This is a genomic window from Lentibacillus saliphilus (genome assembly GCF_019093865.1).
Classification (GTDB): domain Bacteria; phylum Bacillota; class Bacilli; order Bacillales; family Amphibacillaceae; genus Lentibacillus_B; species Lentibacillus_B saliphilus.
Map to the genome: position 1 here is coordinate 105,336 of NZ_JABJXD010000002.1, position 18,265 is coordinate 123,600.

Below are 18,265 nucleotides of genomic sequence, written 5' to 3' on the forward strand. Positions count from 1 at the left end.
GAGGGAGAGGATAGGATGAACGTCGATGTATTAGTGACCAATATTGGTGAGCTATTGCCAATGGACAAAAAAGGACCTGTCAAAGGGAAAGCAATGAATGACTTAGATGTGTCCACAGATGCGGCTATTGCAATAAAAGATGGGCACGTCACTTGGGTTGGTACAGCTGAGGACGCAAAAGACATTGAAGCAGAGCAAACAATAGATGCACACCATAAACTTGTTACCCCTGGCTTAGTTGAACCACACACCCATTTAGTGTTTGGTGGGTCTCGTGAAAAAGAAATGGCACTGAAGCAGCAAGGGGTCGATTATCTCGATATTCTCGCTCAAGGTGGCGGTATTTTATCAACCGTCCGGATGACGAGAGCCGAAACCTTTAAAGAGCTGTATGAAAAAGCGGAATTTCATCTTGATCGTATGGCGATGCATGGCATGACAACGGTTGAAGCAAAGAGTGGTTATGGGCTGGATCGAGAAACAGAAATGAAGCAGCTAGAAGTCGTGCGGGAATTAAACAACAATCACCCAGTTGACCTCGTCTCAACATTTCTCGGTGCGCATGCGATTCCACCTGAATACAAGCACAATACCGATGCCTTTTTAGATGAAATGGCTGATATGTTTCCGGAAATTAAAGAGAAAGGTCTCGCTGAGTTCGTCGACATTTTTACAGAAACAGGGGTATTTACGGTTAATCAATCACGTACATTCCTGCAAAAGGCGAAGGATGCTGGATTTCGTGTCAAGCTACACGCAGATGAAATCGATCCACTAGGTGGCACAGAACTCGCAGTTGAAATCGGTGCAGCTAGTGGTGACCATCTTGCTGTTGCATCTGAACGGGGTATTGCGCAATTAGCGCAGTCGGACACAATTGGGGTTATTTTGCCAGGCACGAGCTTTTATCTTGGCAAAACATCTTACGCGCCGGCGCGACAAATGATTGATGCTGGTGCAGCCATTGCGCTATCGACCGACTTTAATCCGGGGAGCTGTGTCACAGAAAACTTACAGCTCATCATGTCGATTGCTGCCCTTAAACTAAAGCTGTCGCCTGCCGAAATTTGGCATGCGGTAACGGTGAACGCAGCACATGCCATTGACCGTGGTGAACAGGCCGGCGCGATTGCTGTTGGACGACCTGCGGATATAGTAATTTGGGATGCGCCTAATCACATGTACATTCCTTATCATTATGGTGTCAATCATGCCCATACCGTTATAAAAAATGGGCGTGTGCTCTATGAAAGGCAGGCGTTACGATGAAGCAGGTGAGACATTTACAGCGTGCGGGGAGTGCCAGATTTGTTGATCGCTATACAACAAAAGCCGATACACTTTTACAGCCGTGGACAGGTGAGGATACAGCTTTATTTGGCCTCGTTGGCCTTCCTTTGTCAAAGCCGTCTATAAGTCATTCAGGTGCGTCATTAGCGCCTGCAGCGATTCGTGATGCGCTCAAAAGCTATTCAACGTACTCGGGTGAAACGGACTCTGAAATTGCGCGTCCAATTATTGATTTTGGCGATTTTTATATGAATCCGACAGATGTGATTGGTAATCAACAGCGTCTTTATGAAGGCATGTATGATTTGTATGAGACAAGGGCCGCTGAGCATATGATCATGCTCGGTGGCGATCATTCGATTAGTCACGCCACGATAAAGGCACTTTCACAGCAAGGGCGGAACGTTGGTGTTATTCAGTTTGATGCCCATCATGATGTACGCAATGTGGAGGATGGTGGACCAACGAACGGTACGCCTTTTCGCAGATTGCTAGAGGAAGATGCGATTAAAGGAGATCATTTGGTCCAAATCGGTATTAGAGATTTTACTAATGCGAAGGCATATGCGGATTACGTGTCTAGTAAAGGTGTTCATGTTTATACGATGGCAGACGTTTACCGACAGTCAATGGAGATGATATTAGAAGCAGAACTCACACGTTTAACGCCACTCGTTGATGAAATTTATTTGTCGGTTGATATGGATGTTCTTGACCAAGCATTTGCGCCAGGCTGTCCGGCGATTGGACCAGGTGGCATGGACAGTCGGACATTGTTGGAGGGAATCCGGGCCGCTGCCCGTCACAAGTGCGTTCGCTCTATCGACTTTGTGGAAATCGATCCAACCATCGATAGTCGCAATATGACGAGTCGTATTGCAGCCTATGGTATACTGCAATTTTTGCTCGCAAAGGAAGCGAACAATTCATGATTTGAGCGTAATCCGCTCGAATGCACTTAAAAACATTGAGCCAGCTAGCTTTTTATGAAATAATAAGTAAAATAAACGTTCTTAACAATTGGAGGATTAACGATGATTGATCAACAAACAAAAGAAAAATATGCAGAATTGGCATTGAAGACAGGTGTAAACTTGCAAAAAGGTCAAGCGCTCATGGTGAATGCACCGATTGAAGGCGCAGATTTTACTAAAATGGTCGTTCGTAAGGCATATGAAATGGGTGCCAAAGACGTACATATTAACTGGGTAGATGACGAGCTCACATTGTTGAAGTATGAATATGCACCTGAAGAGGTTCTTGCGACTGTTCCTGAATGGCGCGTCAAGCTTTACGATTATTATGCAGAGGATGGGGCGGCTGTATTATCCATTCGCTCAACAAATCCTGATTTACTGAAGGATATTGATCCATCACGTATTGCTAAAGCAAACAAGGCGAACGCTGAAGCGATGACGAACTTCCGTAAATATACGATGAATGACAGAATTACTTGGTCAATCATTTCGATTCCAACAGGTGACTGGTCACAAAAAATCTTCCCAGATTTATCGCAGGAAGAAGCCGTTTCAAAATTATGGGATGCCATCGTAAAAATTGTCCGTGTTGACCAAGAGGACCCTGTTGCAGCATGGGACGCTCATAATGCAACATTAGAAACAGCGCGTGCCATTTTGAATGAAAAAAATTATAAAAAGCTTGTTCTAACAGCTCCTGGAACTGAACTTGAAATTGAATTGCCTGAAGGTCATATTTGGAAAGGCGGCTCAGCTGTATCTGAAAAAGGCACTGTGTTTAATCCGAACATGCCAACAGAGGAAGTATTCACGATGCCACACAAATACGGTGTTAATGGTACAGTTTCCAGCACAAAGCCTCTTAACTATGGTGGTAGCTTAATTGACAACTTTACTTTGACATTTAAAGACGGCCAGGTCGTTGACTTCAAAGCTGAACAAGGTGAAGATACATTAAAGCATTTGCTAGATACAGATGAAGGTGCTAAACGTCTTGGTGAATTGGCACTTGTACCACATGAATCTCCAGTATCGCAGTCTGGATTGATTTTCTATAACACATTGTTTGATGAAAATGCGTCATGTCACATTGCCCTTGGAAAGGCCTATCCAACAAATATCGAAGGCGGATCAGCCATGAATAATGATGAGCTAGACAAACACGGTGTGAATGATAGCTTAACGCACGTGGACTTTATGATCGGCTCTGAGAAGCTCGATATTGATGGCGTGAAGGCTGATGGTACGACCGAAGCCGTATTCCGTAATGGAACATGGGCTATGGATGTAACAGGAAAATAAGACATAAGCTTAAAGTGAGTGCCCCGTTCTGGATGGACCTGATCTGTCTAGAATCGGGGCATTTTTATTGAGCGATCAAGCACACTACTTCACTCAAAATTGTGCCAAACGCATATATTAGATAAGCGCCGTATATATTGAAATTCGGACGCATATCTCAATCATTTGCCGCATAAACGAAAAAGCAGCCGCATATCGCCCGATTCAAACGTATATCGTGCCAACGCGCCGCATAAATTGAGAAACGGCCGCATAACCATTCCACGCCACACACCTAGATCATGTCATGTATCCCAAATCATACAAACCAAAAAGCGAGAAGGAAGCCGTCACGATTTATCGGCTTCCTTCTCGCTTCTAATACAACGATATGATGATACCCACATCTATGACCACTCTAGCAATACGCTACATTAAGGCATTTTTGACAAGGACGGCTTTGATCAACGTATAATCATACGCCTCTGGCAAATGCTCCTTAATGGTTTTCAACTTAGGTTCTTCTAGGTTTTCATGGACAGATAGCACGTTTTCTTCTTGTTCCTCATTGAAAAAAATGCCCCAGACAACAGGATATCCTTCTTGAGCTGCTTTAAATATGTGGCTCTCAACGGTCTGTTTCTCAATATTTCTCCGTATCGCAATGTCTTTGAGAGCAATGCCTGATTGAAACATTTGATAGCTAATCATATGGCTTGGTCGATCATCAACGTCTTTTGCTTTGACATCTCTGATCACTGGTGCACCACCAATTTTAACGGTTTTTGTTTTTCCTGCATCAGGATGGGCTTGTTTCCATACACCGATTGCTTCCATAAACGCTTCACCATATTTGGCATATTTCTTCTCTCCAACACCGGTGATGGTTAGCATGTCGCTTTCCGTATCAGGCAAATATCGCGCAAATTCCTTTAAGGTCGCATCAGAAAATATAACATAAGGGGGCACTGCTTGAGCGTCTGCCATATCTTTTCGTAATTGACGTAACGATTCGAACAAATCCCCATGGTAATCATCATCAAGCTCTCGTGTTGGGACAAGCGCAGCTTTCATGAATACGTGCTGTTTTCCCTTTAGGACATCGACGGATTTTTGATTTAACTTGAGTGTCGGGAATTTCCCTTCTTCTGTAGCCAACACGTTTTCCGCAACGAGAAATTGAATTCGGTCAGACAAATCCTTTTCTGTATAGGCGGATAACAAGCCAAATGTAGAAAGGTCTTCAAGTCCAAATTCACGAATGCGTTTATCACGCGAACCTTTAAGCACTTTCGCTGTCATCGATACCCCAAATCGTTCACCCATGCGTTTCACACAGGAAAGAATCATTTGCGCTTCTTCCGTAATGTCTACTTTTTCTTGTTGATCAGAGCAGTTGCTGCAGCGCTCGCAAGCATCATATCCTGGTTGATCACCAAAGTAATCGAGAATAAATGCTGTGAGACAGCTGTTCGTATGACAATAATTCATCATTGCTTGTAATTTACGGTATTCATTTTGCTTCGCGTCCTCGTCTGCAAGTGATTGCTCGATCAAAAATTTTTGTAGTTGGACATCCTGAGGTGAATATAAGAGAATACAATCACTAGGCTCTCCATCTCGTCCTGCTCTACCTGCTTCTTGGTAGTAGGATTCGATATTCATAGGCATGGCGTAATGGATCACGAACCGTACATTTGATTTATCTATCCCCATTCCGAAAGCGTTCGTCGCAATCATAATAGCCGCCTCATCGTGAACGAAAGCAGATTGTGCCTCCTTACGTTCATCTTCAGTTAGACCTGCGTGATATTTTTCTACGGCAGTTCCTTGACGACGGAGCTGATCATATAAAGCATCTGCTTGTTTTCTCGTAGCGGTATAGATAATCCCTGATTCGCCTTTCCGTTCGTCTAAAAAGTGTTTAATGTAGGTGGCTTTATTCTTACCTTTAACGAGATGAAAGCTTAAATTATCTCGTTCGAAACCGGTATTCACCATGTGGTCTGGTGATATGTCGAGAAGCGTTCGAATATCAGTCATGACGTCCTCGGTTGCAGTTGCTGTCAAGGCAACATATACGGGAATATTCGTCAATTTCTTTAAACGCGGTACGATTGAACGATAGCTCGGTCGGAAATCATGGCCCCACTGGGAAATACAATGCGCTTCATCAAAAGCGACGAGTGAAATATTGAGCTGTCTAATAGTATTTGCAAATAAGTTCGACTCAAAGCGTTCAGGTGCAACGTAGACGAATGTATATTGACCAGCAGCAATGTCACTTAACCGTTCCTGTTGCTCCTTTGGTGAAAGAGAACTATTGAGGTATGTCGCCTTTATACCAAGTGCGTGTAATGCATCAACCTGATCCTTCATAAGAGAAATCAATGGAGATATGATAATCGCTGTTCCATCCAAGGTAAGTCCGGGAATTTGATAACAGAGCGATTTACCGCCGCCCGTTGGCATGACAGCTAATGTATTAAAGCCATTTACGACATCAACAATCACTTGTTTTTGCCCAGGTCTGAAAGTATCATACCCAAAATAAGATTTTAAGATGTGTTCTAGTTTATCAGACATAGTTCGCCTCCTCTTACTCCTCATTATCCTATCATATTTTAATGACGTTGAAATAGAGTATCGGAATATCGGAAAATTGTGCGCGTGATAGACTCAAATTATAATTTTAGCGTCCGTCATTTAAACAAGCTAAGAGAATGCCCCTCAAAACCTATTAAATTCCACATTTTGTCAATCTGACTACTAAATTGTAATTGTTACAAAAACTATATTTATATGAAAAACGGTTTACTTTATTCATGTTCATAGATAGAATGACGTTATGTTTATAAAAAATCCTGTCTAAAAATGAATTGAATGTATGTGTATATAGAGATAAATTCAGAGTGGGGGTAGGTTATGGTTCCATCAATTTTGTTCGAAATTATGCTGATTGGTCTTTTAGGGATAGGATCCCAGTGGGTGGCATGGCGCTACCGAATGCCGGCGATCGTCGTGATGTCGATTACAGGCCTTTTGGTTGGTCCAATTTTAGGTTTGATGAATCCGGAAGAGGATTTTGGCAATTTATATAATCCGATCATATCTGTTGCAGTTGCAATCATTTTATTTGAAGGCAGTCTTAATTTAAGCTTCAAAGAAATTCGCGGACTCGGTAAACCCGTGTTTCGTATTTCGACAGTCGGGGCTTTTCTCGCCTGGATTCTTGGGTCTTTAACAGCGCATTATATCGCGGGGTTATCTTGGGCGGTTGCCTTTGTAATTGGTGGCTTGTTCATTGTAACAGGGCCGACGGTCATTATGCCGCTGCTCCGCCAATCCAAGCTTAAGCCGCGCCCAGCGAAAATATTAAAATGGGAAGGCATCATTGTTGATCCAATTGGTGCGTTACTTGCGGTTTTTGCCTTTGAAATTATTGCTTATTTAACAGCACATGATCCGGATGGTACCAAGCTGTTAACGTTCTTTGCGGCATCTATTTTCGCAGCGATTTTCGGTTGGGCACTTGGTCGTGGAATCGGCTGGATGTTCGAAATGGGGCATATTCCAGAGTTTCTAAAATCACCCGCCGTATTCGTTGTCGTCATCTTCTGTTTTACAGGTGCCGATGAAATCATGCATGAAACAGGTCTATTATCTGTAACGGCGATGGGCATTACCCTTGCTAACATGGGAATTAGCTCTGTTGCTGATATGCGACATTTCAAGGAAAATATATCGATTTTGCTCATATCAGCAATCTTTATTATGTTAACAGCCTCATTGCAGGTAGATACGTTGTTGCAAATTTTTAATCCGAACATTATCGGGTACGTGCTTTTAATGATGTTTATCGTCAGACCGTTATCAATCTTTATTTCAACGATTGGTTCGGGGTTATCCTTTAATGAAAAAGCACTTGTTGGCTGGATTGCACCAAGAGGGATCGTCGCCTTGACGGTTTCTAGTTATTTTGCTTCAATTTTGCTTGAAGCGGGGTATGAAGAAGCAGAGTTATTAACAACGCTAACATTCGGACTCGTATTTTTCACGGTTATTGCACATGGTTTTTCCATCAGCTGGTTAGCTAAAAAGCTTCATTTATCAATGGAGGGAAGACCTGGAACGCTTATTGTGGGCAGCAATCCATTTACAGTAGAGTTGGCAAAATCACTCGCCAAATCACAGGCGCCAGTAATTATCGTTGATTCCTCGTGGGAGAACCTGCGTGATGCGCGTAATGCTGGTGTACCATTCTACCATGGCGAGATGCTATCGGAGCAGACGGAATACAACCTTGATACGATTCCGTATGAGTATTTACTTGCTGTTTCTGAATTTCACTCATACAATGCGCTTGTCTGTACGACGTTTATGCCGGAGTATGGCAGGACAAATGTGTTTAAAGTGAGTCCATTTGAGCAAATTAACGGGCGGGCAAGCGATATGGTCGATAAAATTGGCGGACGCATACTCTTCAAGGAAGAAGTGTCGTTAGAGGATTTAAACGATAAAGTTGCGGCAGGCTATGTGTTTAGACAAACAACGATTACGGCACAATATCCATATAAGCAATATCTTGCTGAACGACATGAGGAAACGGTTCTATTGTATTTAATCAAACCGTCTGGACAAATTAAGTTTTACTCAGAAGAAATGCGTACTGTGCCAGGAACAGGAGACATTATCGTTAGTCTGACGCCTCCACATAAAGAACAGCTGAAGATTCAAGAAAGACTCGTCTACCAGCGTAACGGTAACGGAAATGGAAACAACGACAATGGTGAAAATGCTTAAATAGCATGATCCAACACAGATTCACATGAAAAGCGGCGCCTACACTCAAAGTGTTGGCGCCGCTTCGCATATGTACGTCTAATATATTGTGCGAACACGCATAATTGTGCAGCTGGACGCATATATGTAATGAGTACCGCATATCATGGCATTACAACGCATAATAAAAATTTGAACCGCATATCTGGACATTATCCCGTATATCTATAAACTCAGCCGCATATTAATAAATTCCAACGTATAAAGTCAAAACTCATCACATAAAGGTTTAGACCAATTTCGAATCCTATTAAAGTCAGTAAAAAGCCATAAAGCGCCTCACAGCAATGGTGGACTACTTTATGGCTCATCTCAGCAAGTCTGATCTGTATATAAATAAACAAAAGTACACGCGATGCTGTTCTGCCATTCACTTCACTCTGATAAATGGTCCAGTTGACGATTGACTTCAGCAATTTCCGCTTCAAGACGGATCAGCTGTTCCTCAGCAGCGGAAACACGACCACGTACGTACTCCAATTTGTCCATGTCGCCTTGAATGCGGACGTAATCCGCTTTTAAATGAGCGAGTTTTTGTTCTAACGCTTCTTTTTCCATTCCACATCAAGCCCCCTCAGTAACCAGTCTATATGAAGATGTCCTTTTATGACAAGTAAACAAAACAGCAGAAACCGCAATATAGCAAATAATCAAACGTTTGATCAACGTTCATATTTCTGTTTAGCCCAGGCTGCTAGATGAGTACATCTTCTTTGTCGGGCTTGGATGCTTCATATGTTTTATAAAAATGGACGATGATTGTTTTAATTACAGCATATAATGGTACAGCGAACAATATACCGATAAAACCAGCAATGCTACCAGCCGCAAGTATGACTGTAATGACTGTAAGCGGATGGAGGCTAAGCGCCCGTCCCATTACATTTGGTGAAATAAAATTACTTTCAATTTGTTGTGCGATTAGCATGATAAGGGATACCCAAAGCAGCATGATTGGCTTTTGGAACGCCCCGACGATTAAAGCAGGCACAACAGCAATAAACGGTCCAATGAATGGAATGACGTTCATAATCATGGCAAACAAAGCAAGTGTTAGTGAGTATTTTAGATCAATAATTAAATAACCAATGAACAGAAGCACGCCAACACAGAAGCTCACGATGAGCTGACCTTGAATAAAAGAGGTGAGTGTGTCATCGATTTTTCCCATAAGTAGTCTTATATTATCAGCCTTCTTCTTGTTGAAAATTTGCGTGATGAATGGGACAAATTTTTCCCCATCCTTTAGCATAAAAAACAAGAAGAATGGTATTAGAATGAGTGCCGTTACAAAGCTAATTAATTGCCCAATAAAGCCAAAAATATAGTTGATGACACTTTCAATATGTGCTTGTAAATTATCGGTAAAATCGTTAATCGCATTGTTCACTTCCTCTGGCAGGATCGTCTGATTTGACTGCCAGTAAGCAATGACATCCTGTGCCCAATCAACCATTTTTGGTACATTACCGAGCAGGTTGGTAAACTGCCGCTGGGCAATTGGTGCAATATAAATGATGATCACAAATCCAATGAGTAGCAATACGATAAACACGAGAAAAATAGATATGATGCGGTTAATCTTAAAGCGCTCGAATAATTGCATCAACGGTTTGGTTAAGTAGTAAAGAATACCGGCCCCTATAAAAGGAATGGCTACAGCCCCAACATACTTAAATACTGGGTCAAAAATAAAGTTCGTTACAGATATAAGTAAAATGATTAGGAAAAAAAGGATCACAAATACCATGCTCTGAAACCAGCGTTTTTCCAACAATGTCATCACACCTTTCAACGGTTACACGTCTCTAAGTCTAGCATAACCAAAATATATATCTTATAGTCTAACATATAGCATGATAAAATTCGCTCGTAGATTCTGCTGAGCTGGTCATGTAGGTCTATCATATGGAAAAGTAGTCTACGTTTTTTATGTAGGTTTTAAAAATACTTGAGTGAGCGTAATAACACTATTGTTAAAAATAGACAAAACGGGCAAAGTGTCACGTGGGAAATTTCGGTTAAATCCTTGACAGAACCCTATGAATCCCTCTCGTAGATTAAATAGACGTAATATGGTACTATTTTACCAAAGAAGACGATTTTTAAGGGGGAATTGTGGGAATGGCTACATGGCGGGAAGCATATCAAAAGTGGCTTACATTTGAGCATCTTGAACCACAGTTAAAAGCCGAGCTCGATCAACTGAATGGTGACGAGACCGCGCTTGAAGAAGCATTTTATAAAGATTTGACGTTTGGAACGGGTGGCATGCGTGGGGTGCTTGGCCCTGGTACAAATCGCATGAACATATATACAGTAAGACGAGCGGTTGAAGGCTTAAAAACGTATCTATTGCAAAACTGCGTTAACGTAAAAGACCGAGGGGTTGTCGTCGCCTATGATTCAAGGTATCAATCAAGAGAATTTGCAGTAGAAACAGCACGAGTACTTGGTGGTCATGGGATCAAAACGTACGTATTTGAAACGTTACGTCCAACCCCAGTTTTATCATTTGCTGTACGCCATCTCGGAACAGTCGCTGGCATCATGATTACAGCCAGTCACAATCCTCCAGAATATAACGGATTCAAGGTATATAATGAAGATGGTGGTCAAATTGTACCGTCAGAAGCAGAAGCGGTTATTGAATGTATCCGCTCAGTTGGTAATGAACTTGCCGTACCTGTTGCAGACGCGGCTGAACTTGAAGCAACTGGTTTATTGAAATGGGTTAATGGAGAAGTAGATCACGCATACTTAGAGAGACTGCTACACGTATCGAAGCTTTCAGAAGAAGAGCTGCAAAAATCAAAAAGCTTGGAAGTTGTTTTTACACCCTTGCATGGAACAGCGCATGACTTGGTGATGGCAGGCTTGAAGCAGTTGAACTTTACAAATGTGACAGTCGTTCAAGAGCAAGCTGTACCGGATCCGGAGTTTTCAACAGTCGCATCCCCAAACCCAGAAGAACATCAAGCCTTTACGATGGCCATTGCGGAGGGACATCGTGTTAATGCTGATATTTTACTCGGTACTGATCCAGATGCTGATCGCCTCGGCGTGGCTGTTAAAAATGCAGCTGGAGACTATTCTGTTCTCACTGGTAATCAGCTCGGCGTACTCATGCTCGACTATATTTTGTCACGTACGGATGACTATGTGCTCAAGAGTGCGCGTGTTCTAAAGACCATTGTTACCACTGAGTTAGGTCGTCAAATTGCAGCTTCGTATGGTGCTGAAACGATCGATACGTTGACCGGATTTAAGTTTATCGGAGAAAAAATTCGTCAATTTGATGCAACCGGTGAGACGTTTGTGTTTGGCTTTGAAGAAAGCTATGGCTATCTCATTCAAAATTTTGCCCGTGATAAAGATGCTGTACAGGCAGCCATGATCGCATGTGAAATGGCATACGAATGGAAAAAGCAAGGTAAAACACTGCTCGAGGCTTTGGAGCTGTTATATGAAAAACACGGATATTATCTTGAGGGAATGTCATCATTAACGCTTAAAGGCCTTAAAGGAACCGATCAGATTCAAGCAATTATGTCTAACGTCCGTACAGCACCGCCATCCGTCATTGGAGGTCTTCAGGTTGAAGCCATAGAGGACTATGAGGTCGGAAACCGGACGTATTTGCAGGGTGACAGAGAAACAGAGCTGATCAACCTACCAAAGGAAAATGTCGTAAAATTCTTGTTGGAGCAAAACAGCTGGGTCTGTTTACGTCCATCAGGCACAGAGCCTAAAATTAAATGCTATTACGGCGTCAATAGCGATGCTAAACAAAAAAGTAATGCCCAATTAGACACTTTAAAACATGAAATGGAAACATTAATGGACACGATTATCCATTCGCATCAATAAAAATAAATGTCATTGTAGTCATCTCAATTATAAATTGTCATGTAAATCAAAAGAGCTCTGCTAAATGACGAACATAGACACAATATATTAGGACAGAATGATTATATAGTGATCTATCTGTTGACATTTTTCGTCAAACGCGGTTTAATAATAATACATTTAAAGGGGAGTAGCTGCACAATCAAAGTCGTCATTACGAGATTTTTTCTCCGGCTTGATTGGCAACACCACGTTGTTTGCGAGACCTTTACCGTTGATGGGTAAGGGTCTTTTTTGATGGCCTTTTCCTGAAACAGTCTATTTACTAAAAGGAGAGACATCAAATTATGGAAATGCAATTACTACTTGAGTATTTATGGGTCGTCGTTGTCCTCATCGGTTTAGAGGGCTTACTCGCTGCTGATAATGCACTTGTTTTGGCGATTATGGTCAAACATCTCCCACCAAAGGAACGGAAAAGAGCATTATTCTACGGCCTGGCAGGGGCTTTCGTACTACGTTTCGGATCACTGTTCATCATTTCGTTTCTTGTTGATATTTGGCAGGTTCAGGCACTTGGTGCGGCATACCTACTATTTATTGCCATTAAGCACTTGGTCGATAAGTACCGTCATAAAGACGAAGTAACAAGTTCAAAAGGAAATGGTTCTGGTTTTTGGATGACGGTTTTGAAGGTTGAATTTGCGGATCTCGCATTTGCGGTTGACTCGATTCTCGCTGCGGTGGCAATTGCCGTCGCGTTGCCGCCTACAGGGATTGGAACAATTGGTAGCCTCGATACAGGACAATTCCTCGTCGTATTTGCTGGCGGTATGATTGGTTTAATCATTATGCGTTTTGCTGCCAATATTTTTGTTGATTTATTGAACAAGCGTCCAGCACTTGAAGTGGCTGCGTTTTATATCGTCGGTTGGGTCGGTGTCAAGCTTGCTGTCATCGTTATGGCACATGAGGACATCGCATGGATTCCACACGACTTCCCACATTCGACAACATGGAAACTCATCTTTTACGGTGTATTGGTTGCGATTGCTGCGACAGGGTGGTTTTGGTCATCAGGGAAGAAGGAACAACGCGACCAACCGTCTGTGTAACGTGTGAAAAAAATAAACAAATAAAGTTGGGCAGACCGTTATGTGCGGCTGCCTGTTTTTTTTGGATATCGTAAAGACTGCAGAAGAAAGCGTGAAGTTTTCAAGCAAATAGGGTATCGTCAGGTATGATTGATTCCCTTTGTAAATTATTTGTAAAAATACCCTTTCAAAGGTCGCAATATGTTAAATTGGTAGAAATATCATGTTTGGGAGGCGACTATGAAACGCACACAATCCTTACTCGACATTTTATGGACATCGCTTAAATTAGGCTTGACGTCATTTGGCGGTCCGGTTGCTCATCTCGGTTATTTTAAAAATGAATATGTAGATAAACGAAAGTGGCTAGACGATCGTACATACGCTGATATCATTGCGTTATGTCAGTTTCTGCCGGGGCCGGCGAGCAGTCAGGTTGGAATTGCTATTGGTATGCTACGCGGTGGGATTACCGGTGGTGTCGTATCTTGGTTTGGCTTTACGATGCCGTCTGTTATCGTGCTCGTGTTATTCGCTTTTTTATATCAATCTTTAACGATACAGGATGCTGCGTGGATTGTCAGTCTTAAGATCGTAGCTGTTGCAGTGGTTGCACATGCCGTTCTTGGTCTTGGGAAAAAACTAACGCCTGACAAGCCGCGGATTGCAATTGCTTTAGCAGCGGCGCTTGTGATGCTCCTATTTCCATCTGTTCAAATTCAAATAGCCGTTATTGTCGTATCTGGCATCATAGGCTGGATCTTTTATTCTAATAAAGTTGAATCCAAGGTCACACCTTTTTCGATATCGATCTCTAAAAAGCTCGGTATTGCATCACTTGCCTTACTCGGTGTTCTCCTTGTTGCATTACCAGTCTTGGCACGAATGACTGAAAACGTATTTGTAGGAATATTTGATACATTTTTCCGAGTTGGTTCACTCGTATTTGGCGGTGGTCATGTCGTGTTGCCGTTATTAGAGCAGGAGGTTGTACCGGCTGGCTTGTTAACGAGCGGTGAATTTTTGTCTGGCTATGGAATGGCTCAGGCTGTACCGGGCCCTCTATTTACGTTTTCCGGTTACCTCGGTACGATGATGCACGGCGTCGCTGGTGCAGCTGTTGCGGTTATTGCCATCTTTTTACCGTCGTTTTTACTCATTATCGGTACATTACCTTTTCTGGAAGCACTCCGAAAGCGTACACGTTTTCAAGGGATATTGACGGGTGTCAATGCTGGGGTTGTTGGCATTTTACTTGCGGCATTTTATAATCCTGTCTTCACGAGTGCCATTGTTGATGGTGTAGACTTTGCGCTTGCTGCAATATTATTTTCGATGCTTTATTTTTGGAAGCTACCAGCCTGGGCCGTTGTCATTGCTGGTGTTGTCCTAGGAACAGGCTTCGCAGCAGTTTTTGGATAGTTTCTTATGCGGCGCTTGTTGTTAATGATGATCCACAGTAGCACTCGCCTTTGCCTACGAACAAGAGGGTGCTACTGTATTTGTCTGTGAACAAAAGAAATTCCATACGCATACGCATATCCGCCCGCCGTGGCGCATATATCGTGAAGGAGCCGCATATCCGCAGGCCGCGCCGCATATATCGTGAAGCGCACGCATATCCGTCCGCCGCGCCGCATATATCGTGAAGCAGCCGCATATCCGCCCGTCGCACCGCATATGTCGTGAAGCGCACGCATATCCGCCCGCCGCACCGCATATGTCGCGAAGCGCACGCATATCCGCCCGCCGTGGCGCATATGTCGTGAAGGAGCCGCATATCCGCAGGCCGCGCCGCATATATGCAAAAGTAGCCGCATATCCGTCAGTCGCACCGCATATATCGTGAACCGCACGCTATCGGACCCTCGCGCCGCATATATCGCGAAGCAGCCGCATATATCGTAAAACAGCCGCATACCCACGCTCCACCCATTCTCAATGTTTATTGAGCAATGAGCTTTTCCAAGGCATCTAAACGCTGATCTGTACCTGCTTTAAAATAATGTGCCCATGGGCATCCCAGTGTTTGAATACGTTTGACGACATTCTTAATGGTGAATTGCTCTGGGCGCAGTTCTTCGTTTAGCTCTTCCCAAAAAAGCGGTGTCGCAACAGTCGCTTCTCCAGTACTACGCGGAGAATAAGGGGCGATAATCGTCTTATCCTTTCCGTGCTGAACATAATCAATGTAAAGTCGACCGTTCCGTTTGTCCTTCATCCTTTCTGTCGTGAACAGGTCAGGCTCAGCTTGTTCAATCGTTTTGGCGAGCGCTTCTGTAAAAATAGCCGTATCATCGTAAGTCAGTCTATTGTCAGGAAGTGGAATATGAATTTGCAAGCCTTTATTGCCTGACGTTTTTACAAATGCCTCGAGTTCAAGGCCATCAATCAAACGTTTGATCAAGTGTGCAGCATATACAGCCAATTGAAAATGCCCACGATTAGGTGGGTCTAAGTCAAACACAATGTCAGATGGTGTTGCTTCATTGAACGTTTGAAAAGGAATATGGTATTCAATGGCTCCATGATTGGCAAACCAAATGAGAGCATCAAGGCCATCGCAAAGAATCACTTTCTTGCCAGCCATTTTACCAGCCGGTATAAATTCGGGTGCATAATCCGGTAAATGCTTTTGGAAAAAGTGCGTTCCATTAACTCCGTCTGGAAAGCGAATGAGCGTTAGCGCACGCTGCTTTAAAAAAGGTAGCATATAAGGGGAAACCTCGCGCATGTACACAAGTAAATCACCTTTTGTGAGATCAGCATCAGGCCAAAATGGTTTATCCGTATTTGAAAGATCAACAGTTTGAGGTAACATCGCTAAATTCAGCTCTAATTGCTGCACCGTACATGCCAGTCGTTCGGTTAACGGTGAAATGAGGACGAATTCAGGCTCGCGTAATTCGGCATCTGTCATATCTAAAGTATGTATGGTCGCTGCAATTGCTGGCGGAAGTTGTAACGCACCGTTCTGATGGATGCCATCTTCTTGAAATAGCATCTGCAACGTCTTTTTTGTCGTGTCATCAAGCCCGTGCTTGCATTTCCCAATAGGAATCCAGCTTTGTTCGTCATTGACGCTGACTGTAAAATAACCATTTGAAGGATCATATGCAGTTAAGACACCGGTAACTGTTCGCCAATTTTTGATTTTAAACCAATCGTAATGCTTCTTTCCCTGATGATAAATGCTTTTTGTTCGTTTCGTAATCATCCCTTCCCCTTTGAAGTCAAAAATTGTATTCCAAAGATTGCGCATGTCCGTTTTCGCTGGTACATAAGCAATGATCTCCGACAATCCTTGTACGGCTTGATTGTTATGCATGTCTGCAATGACAGCTTTGAGCATTTCCTTTCGTTCAAAAAACATCTTATTCGCAAAATCATCTCCGTTGTAGAAGAGAATGTCAAAAGCCATAAAGGTCGCAGGACGTTGTCTAGCAGCTTCCTGAATTACTACTTCAGTTTTCATTCGACCACGTTTTTGTAACAACGAAAAATTTCCTTGATATGGATTGTTCAATATGACCAGCTCCCCGTCAAGGGTTATCGATTTCACATCATCTTTTGCTGCGAAAAACGCATGCATCACTTGGACAACTTCAGGGAATTGCGGTGTTAAGTCTTTGTTATGTTTACTCGTTAAGCTTAATGTTTGCCCATCCCAATCAAGTACACAACGAAAGCCATCATATTTCACTTCATAAACCCACTCATCTCCAACGGGGCTCTCTTGGCGCGCAATCGGCTTCATGACGGACTGTTTCAAGCCCATAACAGTTCCTCCTTCACGCAGAATTCTTTACCGTTATCATGTCCGTCTCAATAGACCTTTAATACAAGTGGATAAAACAAACCTTAAAGAACAAACTAAACATCAATGAATGCTGACTTTATAAAAGGAGGCGATCCGATGCACACGATGTGGAAAGGAACGATCAGCTTCGGTCTCGTAAACATCCCGGTGAAGCTGCATGCTGCTACCGAGGATAAAGATGTGAAGCTCAGACAGCTCCATAAAGAATGCCAATCTCCAATTAAATATGAAAAGGTGTGCCCAGTATGTGATCGTGAAGTGGCAAACGACGAAATTGTAAAAGGATATGAATATGCGAAGAATAAATTTGTCATGCTTGAAGAAAGTGATTTCGCAAAAATAAAAGGCGAAAAGGGCGAACAAGCGGTTGAAATTATTGATTTCGTTAAGCTTGAAGACATAGACCCAATCTATTTTAATAAAAGCTACTATTTATCTCCAAATGAAGGTGGAACAAAGGCATATGGCCTGCTACGCGCAGCCCTTTCTGACACGGGGAAAATAGGCGTTGCTAAAATGATGATACGGTCCAAGGAACAGCTTGCCGTCATTCGAATTTATCAGAATACGCTCGTCGTTGAAACGATTCATTATCCAGATGAAGTTCGCAGCGTGCAAGATGTTCCTAATGTACCTGAAAACATCGAGATGGCAAAAAAAGAAATAGACACAGCAAAACTGTTGATTGATCAGTTAACGACTGAATTCGATCCAGAAAAGTACCATGATGACTATAGAACAGCTCTCCTCGACTTGATACAGGCGAAGAAAAACAATGAACAGATCACAACTGCTCCGAAAGTGCCAGCTCAGGATAACGTTACAGACCTTATGGAAGCGTTGCAGGCATCACTAGAAAAGGCTAAAAAGGACAAGCCAAAGCCAAAACAGGCACAACCTAGACGTCGAAAAACGACAGCTACTGCCAAAAAGAAAACGGCATCGAAATAATATGGGAAAAAGATCGTATGGCCCTGTACGGTCTTTTTTATTTGCATTGTAGCGGTTGGGTGTTTTAACCAAAAGATAAAATGTTAGACAATATGTAAATAATAAAGGAATAAAATACAAAATATAACTAAACTTACAGATAATGATCCTAAAATAACAAT

12 protein-coding genes are annotated in these 18,265 nt (G+C 42.6%); 8 read left to right on the plus strand and 4 right to left on the minus strand.

Annotated elements, in window-relative coordinates; translation table 11 throughout:
- Positions 1–15 precede the first annotated feature (15 nt).
- From hutI to HPC67_RS04925, 3 genes are all read left to right on the plus strand, one after another.
- Positions 16–1,269: an imidazolonepropionase gene (hutI, locus tag HPC67_RS04915; RefSeq protein WP_217586348.1), complete on the plus strand. Its 1,254-nt coding sequence runs from the start codon at positions 16–18 to the stop codon at positions 1,267–1,269.
- Positions 1,266–2,222, plus strand: coding sequence for a formimidoylglutamase (gene hutG / locus HPC67_RS04920; RefSeq protein WP_217586349.1), 957 nt, complete (start codon positions 1,266–1,268; stop codon positions 2,220–2,222). Before hutI ends, hutG begins: the two co-directional genes overlap by 4 nt.
- A gap of 102 nt (positions 2,223–2,324) precedes the next feature.
- Entirely contained in the window at positions 2,325–3,569 is a 1,245-nt protein-coding gene (locus tag HPC67_RS04925) for an aminopeptidase (protein ID WP_217586350.1), read from the plus strand.
- Positions 3,570–3,977: 408 nt separating this feature from the next.
- On the opposite strand, the gene recQ is transcribed toward HPC67_RS04925, so the two are convergent.
- Positions 3,978–6,134 (minus strand): DNA helicase RecQ, encoded by a 2,157-nt coding sequence (gene recQ, locus HPC67_RS04930; protein WP_217586351.1) that lies wholly within the window; start codon positions 6,132–6,134, stop codon positions 3,978–3,980.
- Between the two features lie 339 nt (positions 6,135–6,473).
- Between recQ and HPC67_RS04935 the strand changes: the two genes are divergently transcribed.
- Positions 6,474–8,351 (plus strand): cation:proton antiporter, encoded by a 1,878-nt coding sequence (locus HPC67_RS04935; RefSeq protein WP_217586352.1) that lies wholly within the window; start codon positions 6,474–6,476, stop codon positions 8,349–8,351.
- A 414-nt stretch (positions 8,352–8,765) separates the two neighbouring features.
- Here the strand turns inward: HPC67_RS04935 and HPC67_RS04940 are convergent, their stop codons facing one another.
- Together HPC67_RS04940 and HPC67_RS04945 are read right to left on the minus strand one after the other, a co-directional pair.
- Complete coding sequence (locus HPC67_RS04940; protein ID WP_217586353.1) at positions 8,766–8,948, minus strand: SE1832 family protein; 183 nt, start codon at positions 8,946–8,948, stop codon at positions 8,766–8,768.
- Between the two features lie 136 nt (positions 8,949–9,084).
- Positions 9,085–10,173, minus strand: coding sequence for an AI-2E family transporter (locus HPC67_RS04945; protein WP_425514304.1), 1,089 nt, complete (start codon positions 10,171–10,173; stop codon positions 9,085–9,087).
- Between the two features lie 341 nt (positions 10,174–10,514).
- Between HPC67_RS04945 and HPC67_RS04950 the strand changes: the two genes are divergently transcribed.
- The 3 genes from HPC67_RS04950 to chrA all read left to right on the plus strand — a co-directional run bounded on the left by HPC67_RS04950 (position 10,515) and on the right by chrA (position 14,755).
- Entirely contained in the window at positions 10,515–12,260 is a 1,746-nt protein-coding gene (locus HPC67_RS04950) for a phospho-sugar mutase (protein ID WP_217586355.1), read from the plus strand.
- A gap of 326 nt (positions 12,261–12,586) precedes the next feature.
- Positions 12,587–13,354: a TerC family protein gene (locus tag HPC67_RS04955; protein ID WP_217586356.1), complete on the plus strand. Its 768-nt coding sequence runs from the start codon at positions 12,587–12,589 to the stop codon at positions 13,352–13,354.
- A 219-nt stretch (positions 13,355–13,573) separates the two neighbouring features.
- Positions 13,574–14,755, plus strand: a complete 1,182-nt coding sequence (chrA, locus tag HPC67_RS04960; protein WP_217586357.1) for a chromate efflux transporter — start codon at positions 13,574–13,576, stop codon at positions 14,753–14,755.
- A gap of 523 nt (positions 14,756–15,278) precedes the next feature.
- Here the strand turns inward: chrA and ligD are convergent.
- The gene (ligD, locus tag HPC67_RS04965) at positions 15,279–17,111 is read right to left on the minus strand and encodes a DNA ligase D (protein ID WP_246569728.1); all 1,833 of its coding nucleotides are present in this window, start codon (positions 17,109–17,111) and stop codon (positions 15,279–15,281) included.
- Between the two features lie 138 nt (positions 17,112–17,249).
- Here ligD and ku point away from each other — a divergent pair, with 138 nt between their 5' ends.
- A complete protein-coding gene (gene ku / locus HPC67_RS04970; RefSeq protein WP_217586358.1) occupies positions 17,250–18,104 on the plus strand; it encodes a non-homologous end joining protein Ku in 855 nt (284 codons plus the stop codon).
- Positions 18,105–18,265 lie beyond the last annotated feature (161 nt).

Bases quoted from the DNA above. Each gene is read 5' to 3' on its own strand.
- chrA (WP_217586357.1), top strand. From the start codon at position 13,574: ATGAAACGCACACAATCCTTACTCGACATTTTATGGACATCGCTTAAA.
- recQ (WP_217586351.1), bottom strand. From the start codon at position 6,134: ATGTCTGATAAACTAGAACACATCTTAAAATCTTATTTTGGGTATGAT.
- HPC67_RS04935 (WP_217586352.1), top strand. From the start codon at position 6,474: ATGGTTCCATCAATTTTGTTCGAAATTATGCTGATTGGTCTTTTAGGG.
- hutI (WP_217586348.1), top strand. From the start codon at position 16: ATGAACGTCGATGTATTAGTGACCAATATTGGTGAGCTATTGCCAATG.
- HPC67_RS04950 (WP_217586355.1), top strand. From the start codon at position 10,515: ATGGCTACATGGCGGGAAGCATATCAAAAGTGGCTTACATTTGAGCAT.
- HPC67_RS04945 (WP_425514304.1), bottom strand. From the start codon at position 10,173: ATGACATTGTTGGAAAAACGCTGGTTTCAGAGCATGGTATTTGTGATC.
- ligD (WP_246569728.1), bottom strand. From the start codon at position 17,111: ATGGGCTTGAAACAGTCCGTCATGAAGCCGATTGCGCGCCAAGAGAGC.
- HPC67_RS04955 (WP_217586356.1), top strand. From the start codon at position 12,587: ATGGAAATGCAATTACTACTTGAGTATTTATGGGTCGTCGTTGTCCTC.
- ku (WP_217586358.1), top strand. From the start codon at position 17,250: ATGCACACGATGTGGAAAGGAACGATCAGCTTCGGTCTCGTAAACATC.
- HPC67_RS04925 (WP_217586350.1), top strand. From the start codon at position 2,325: ATGATTGATCAACAAACAAAAGAAAAATATGCAGAATTGGCATTGAAG.
- HPC67_RS04940 (WP_217586353.1), bottom strand. From the start codon at position 8,948: ATGGAAAAAGAAGCGTTAGAACAAAAACTCGCTCATTTAAAAGCGGAT.
- hutG (WP_217586349.1), top strand. From the start codon at position 1,266: ATGAAGCAGGTGAGACATTTACAGCGTGCGGGGAGTGCCAGATTTGTT.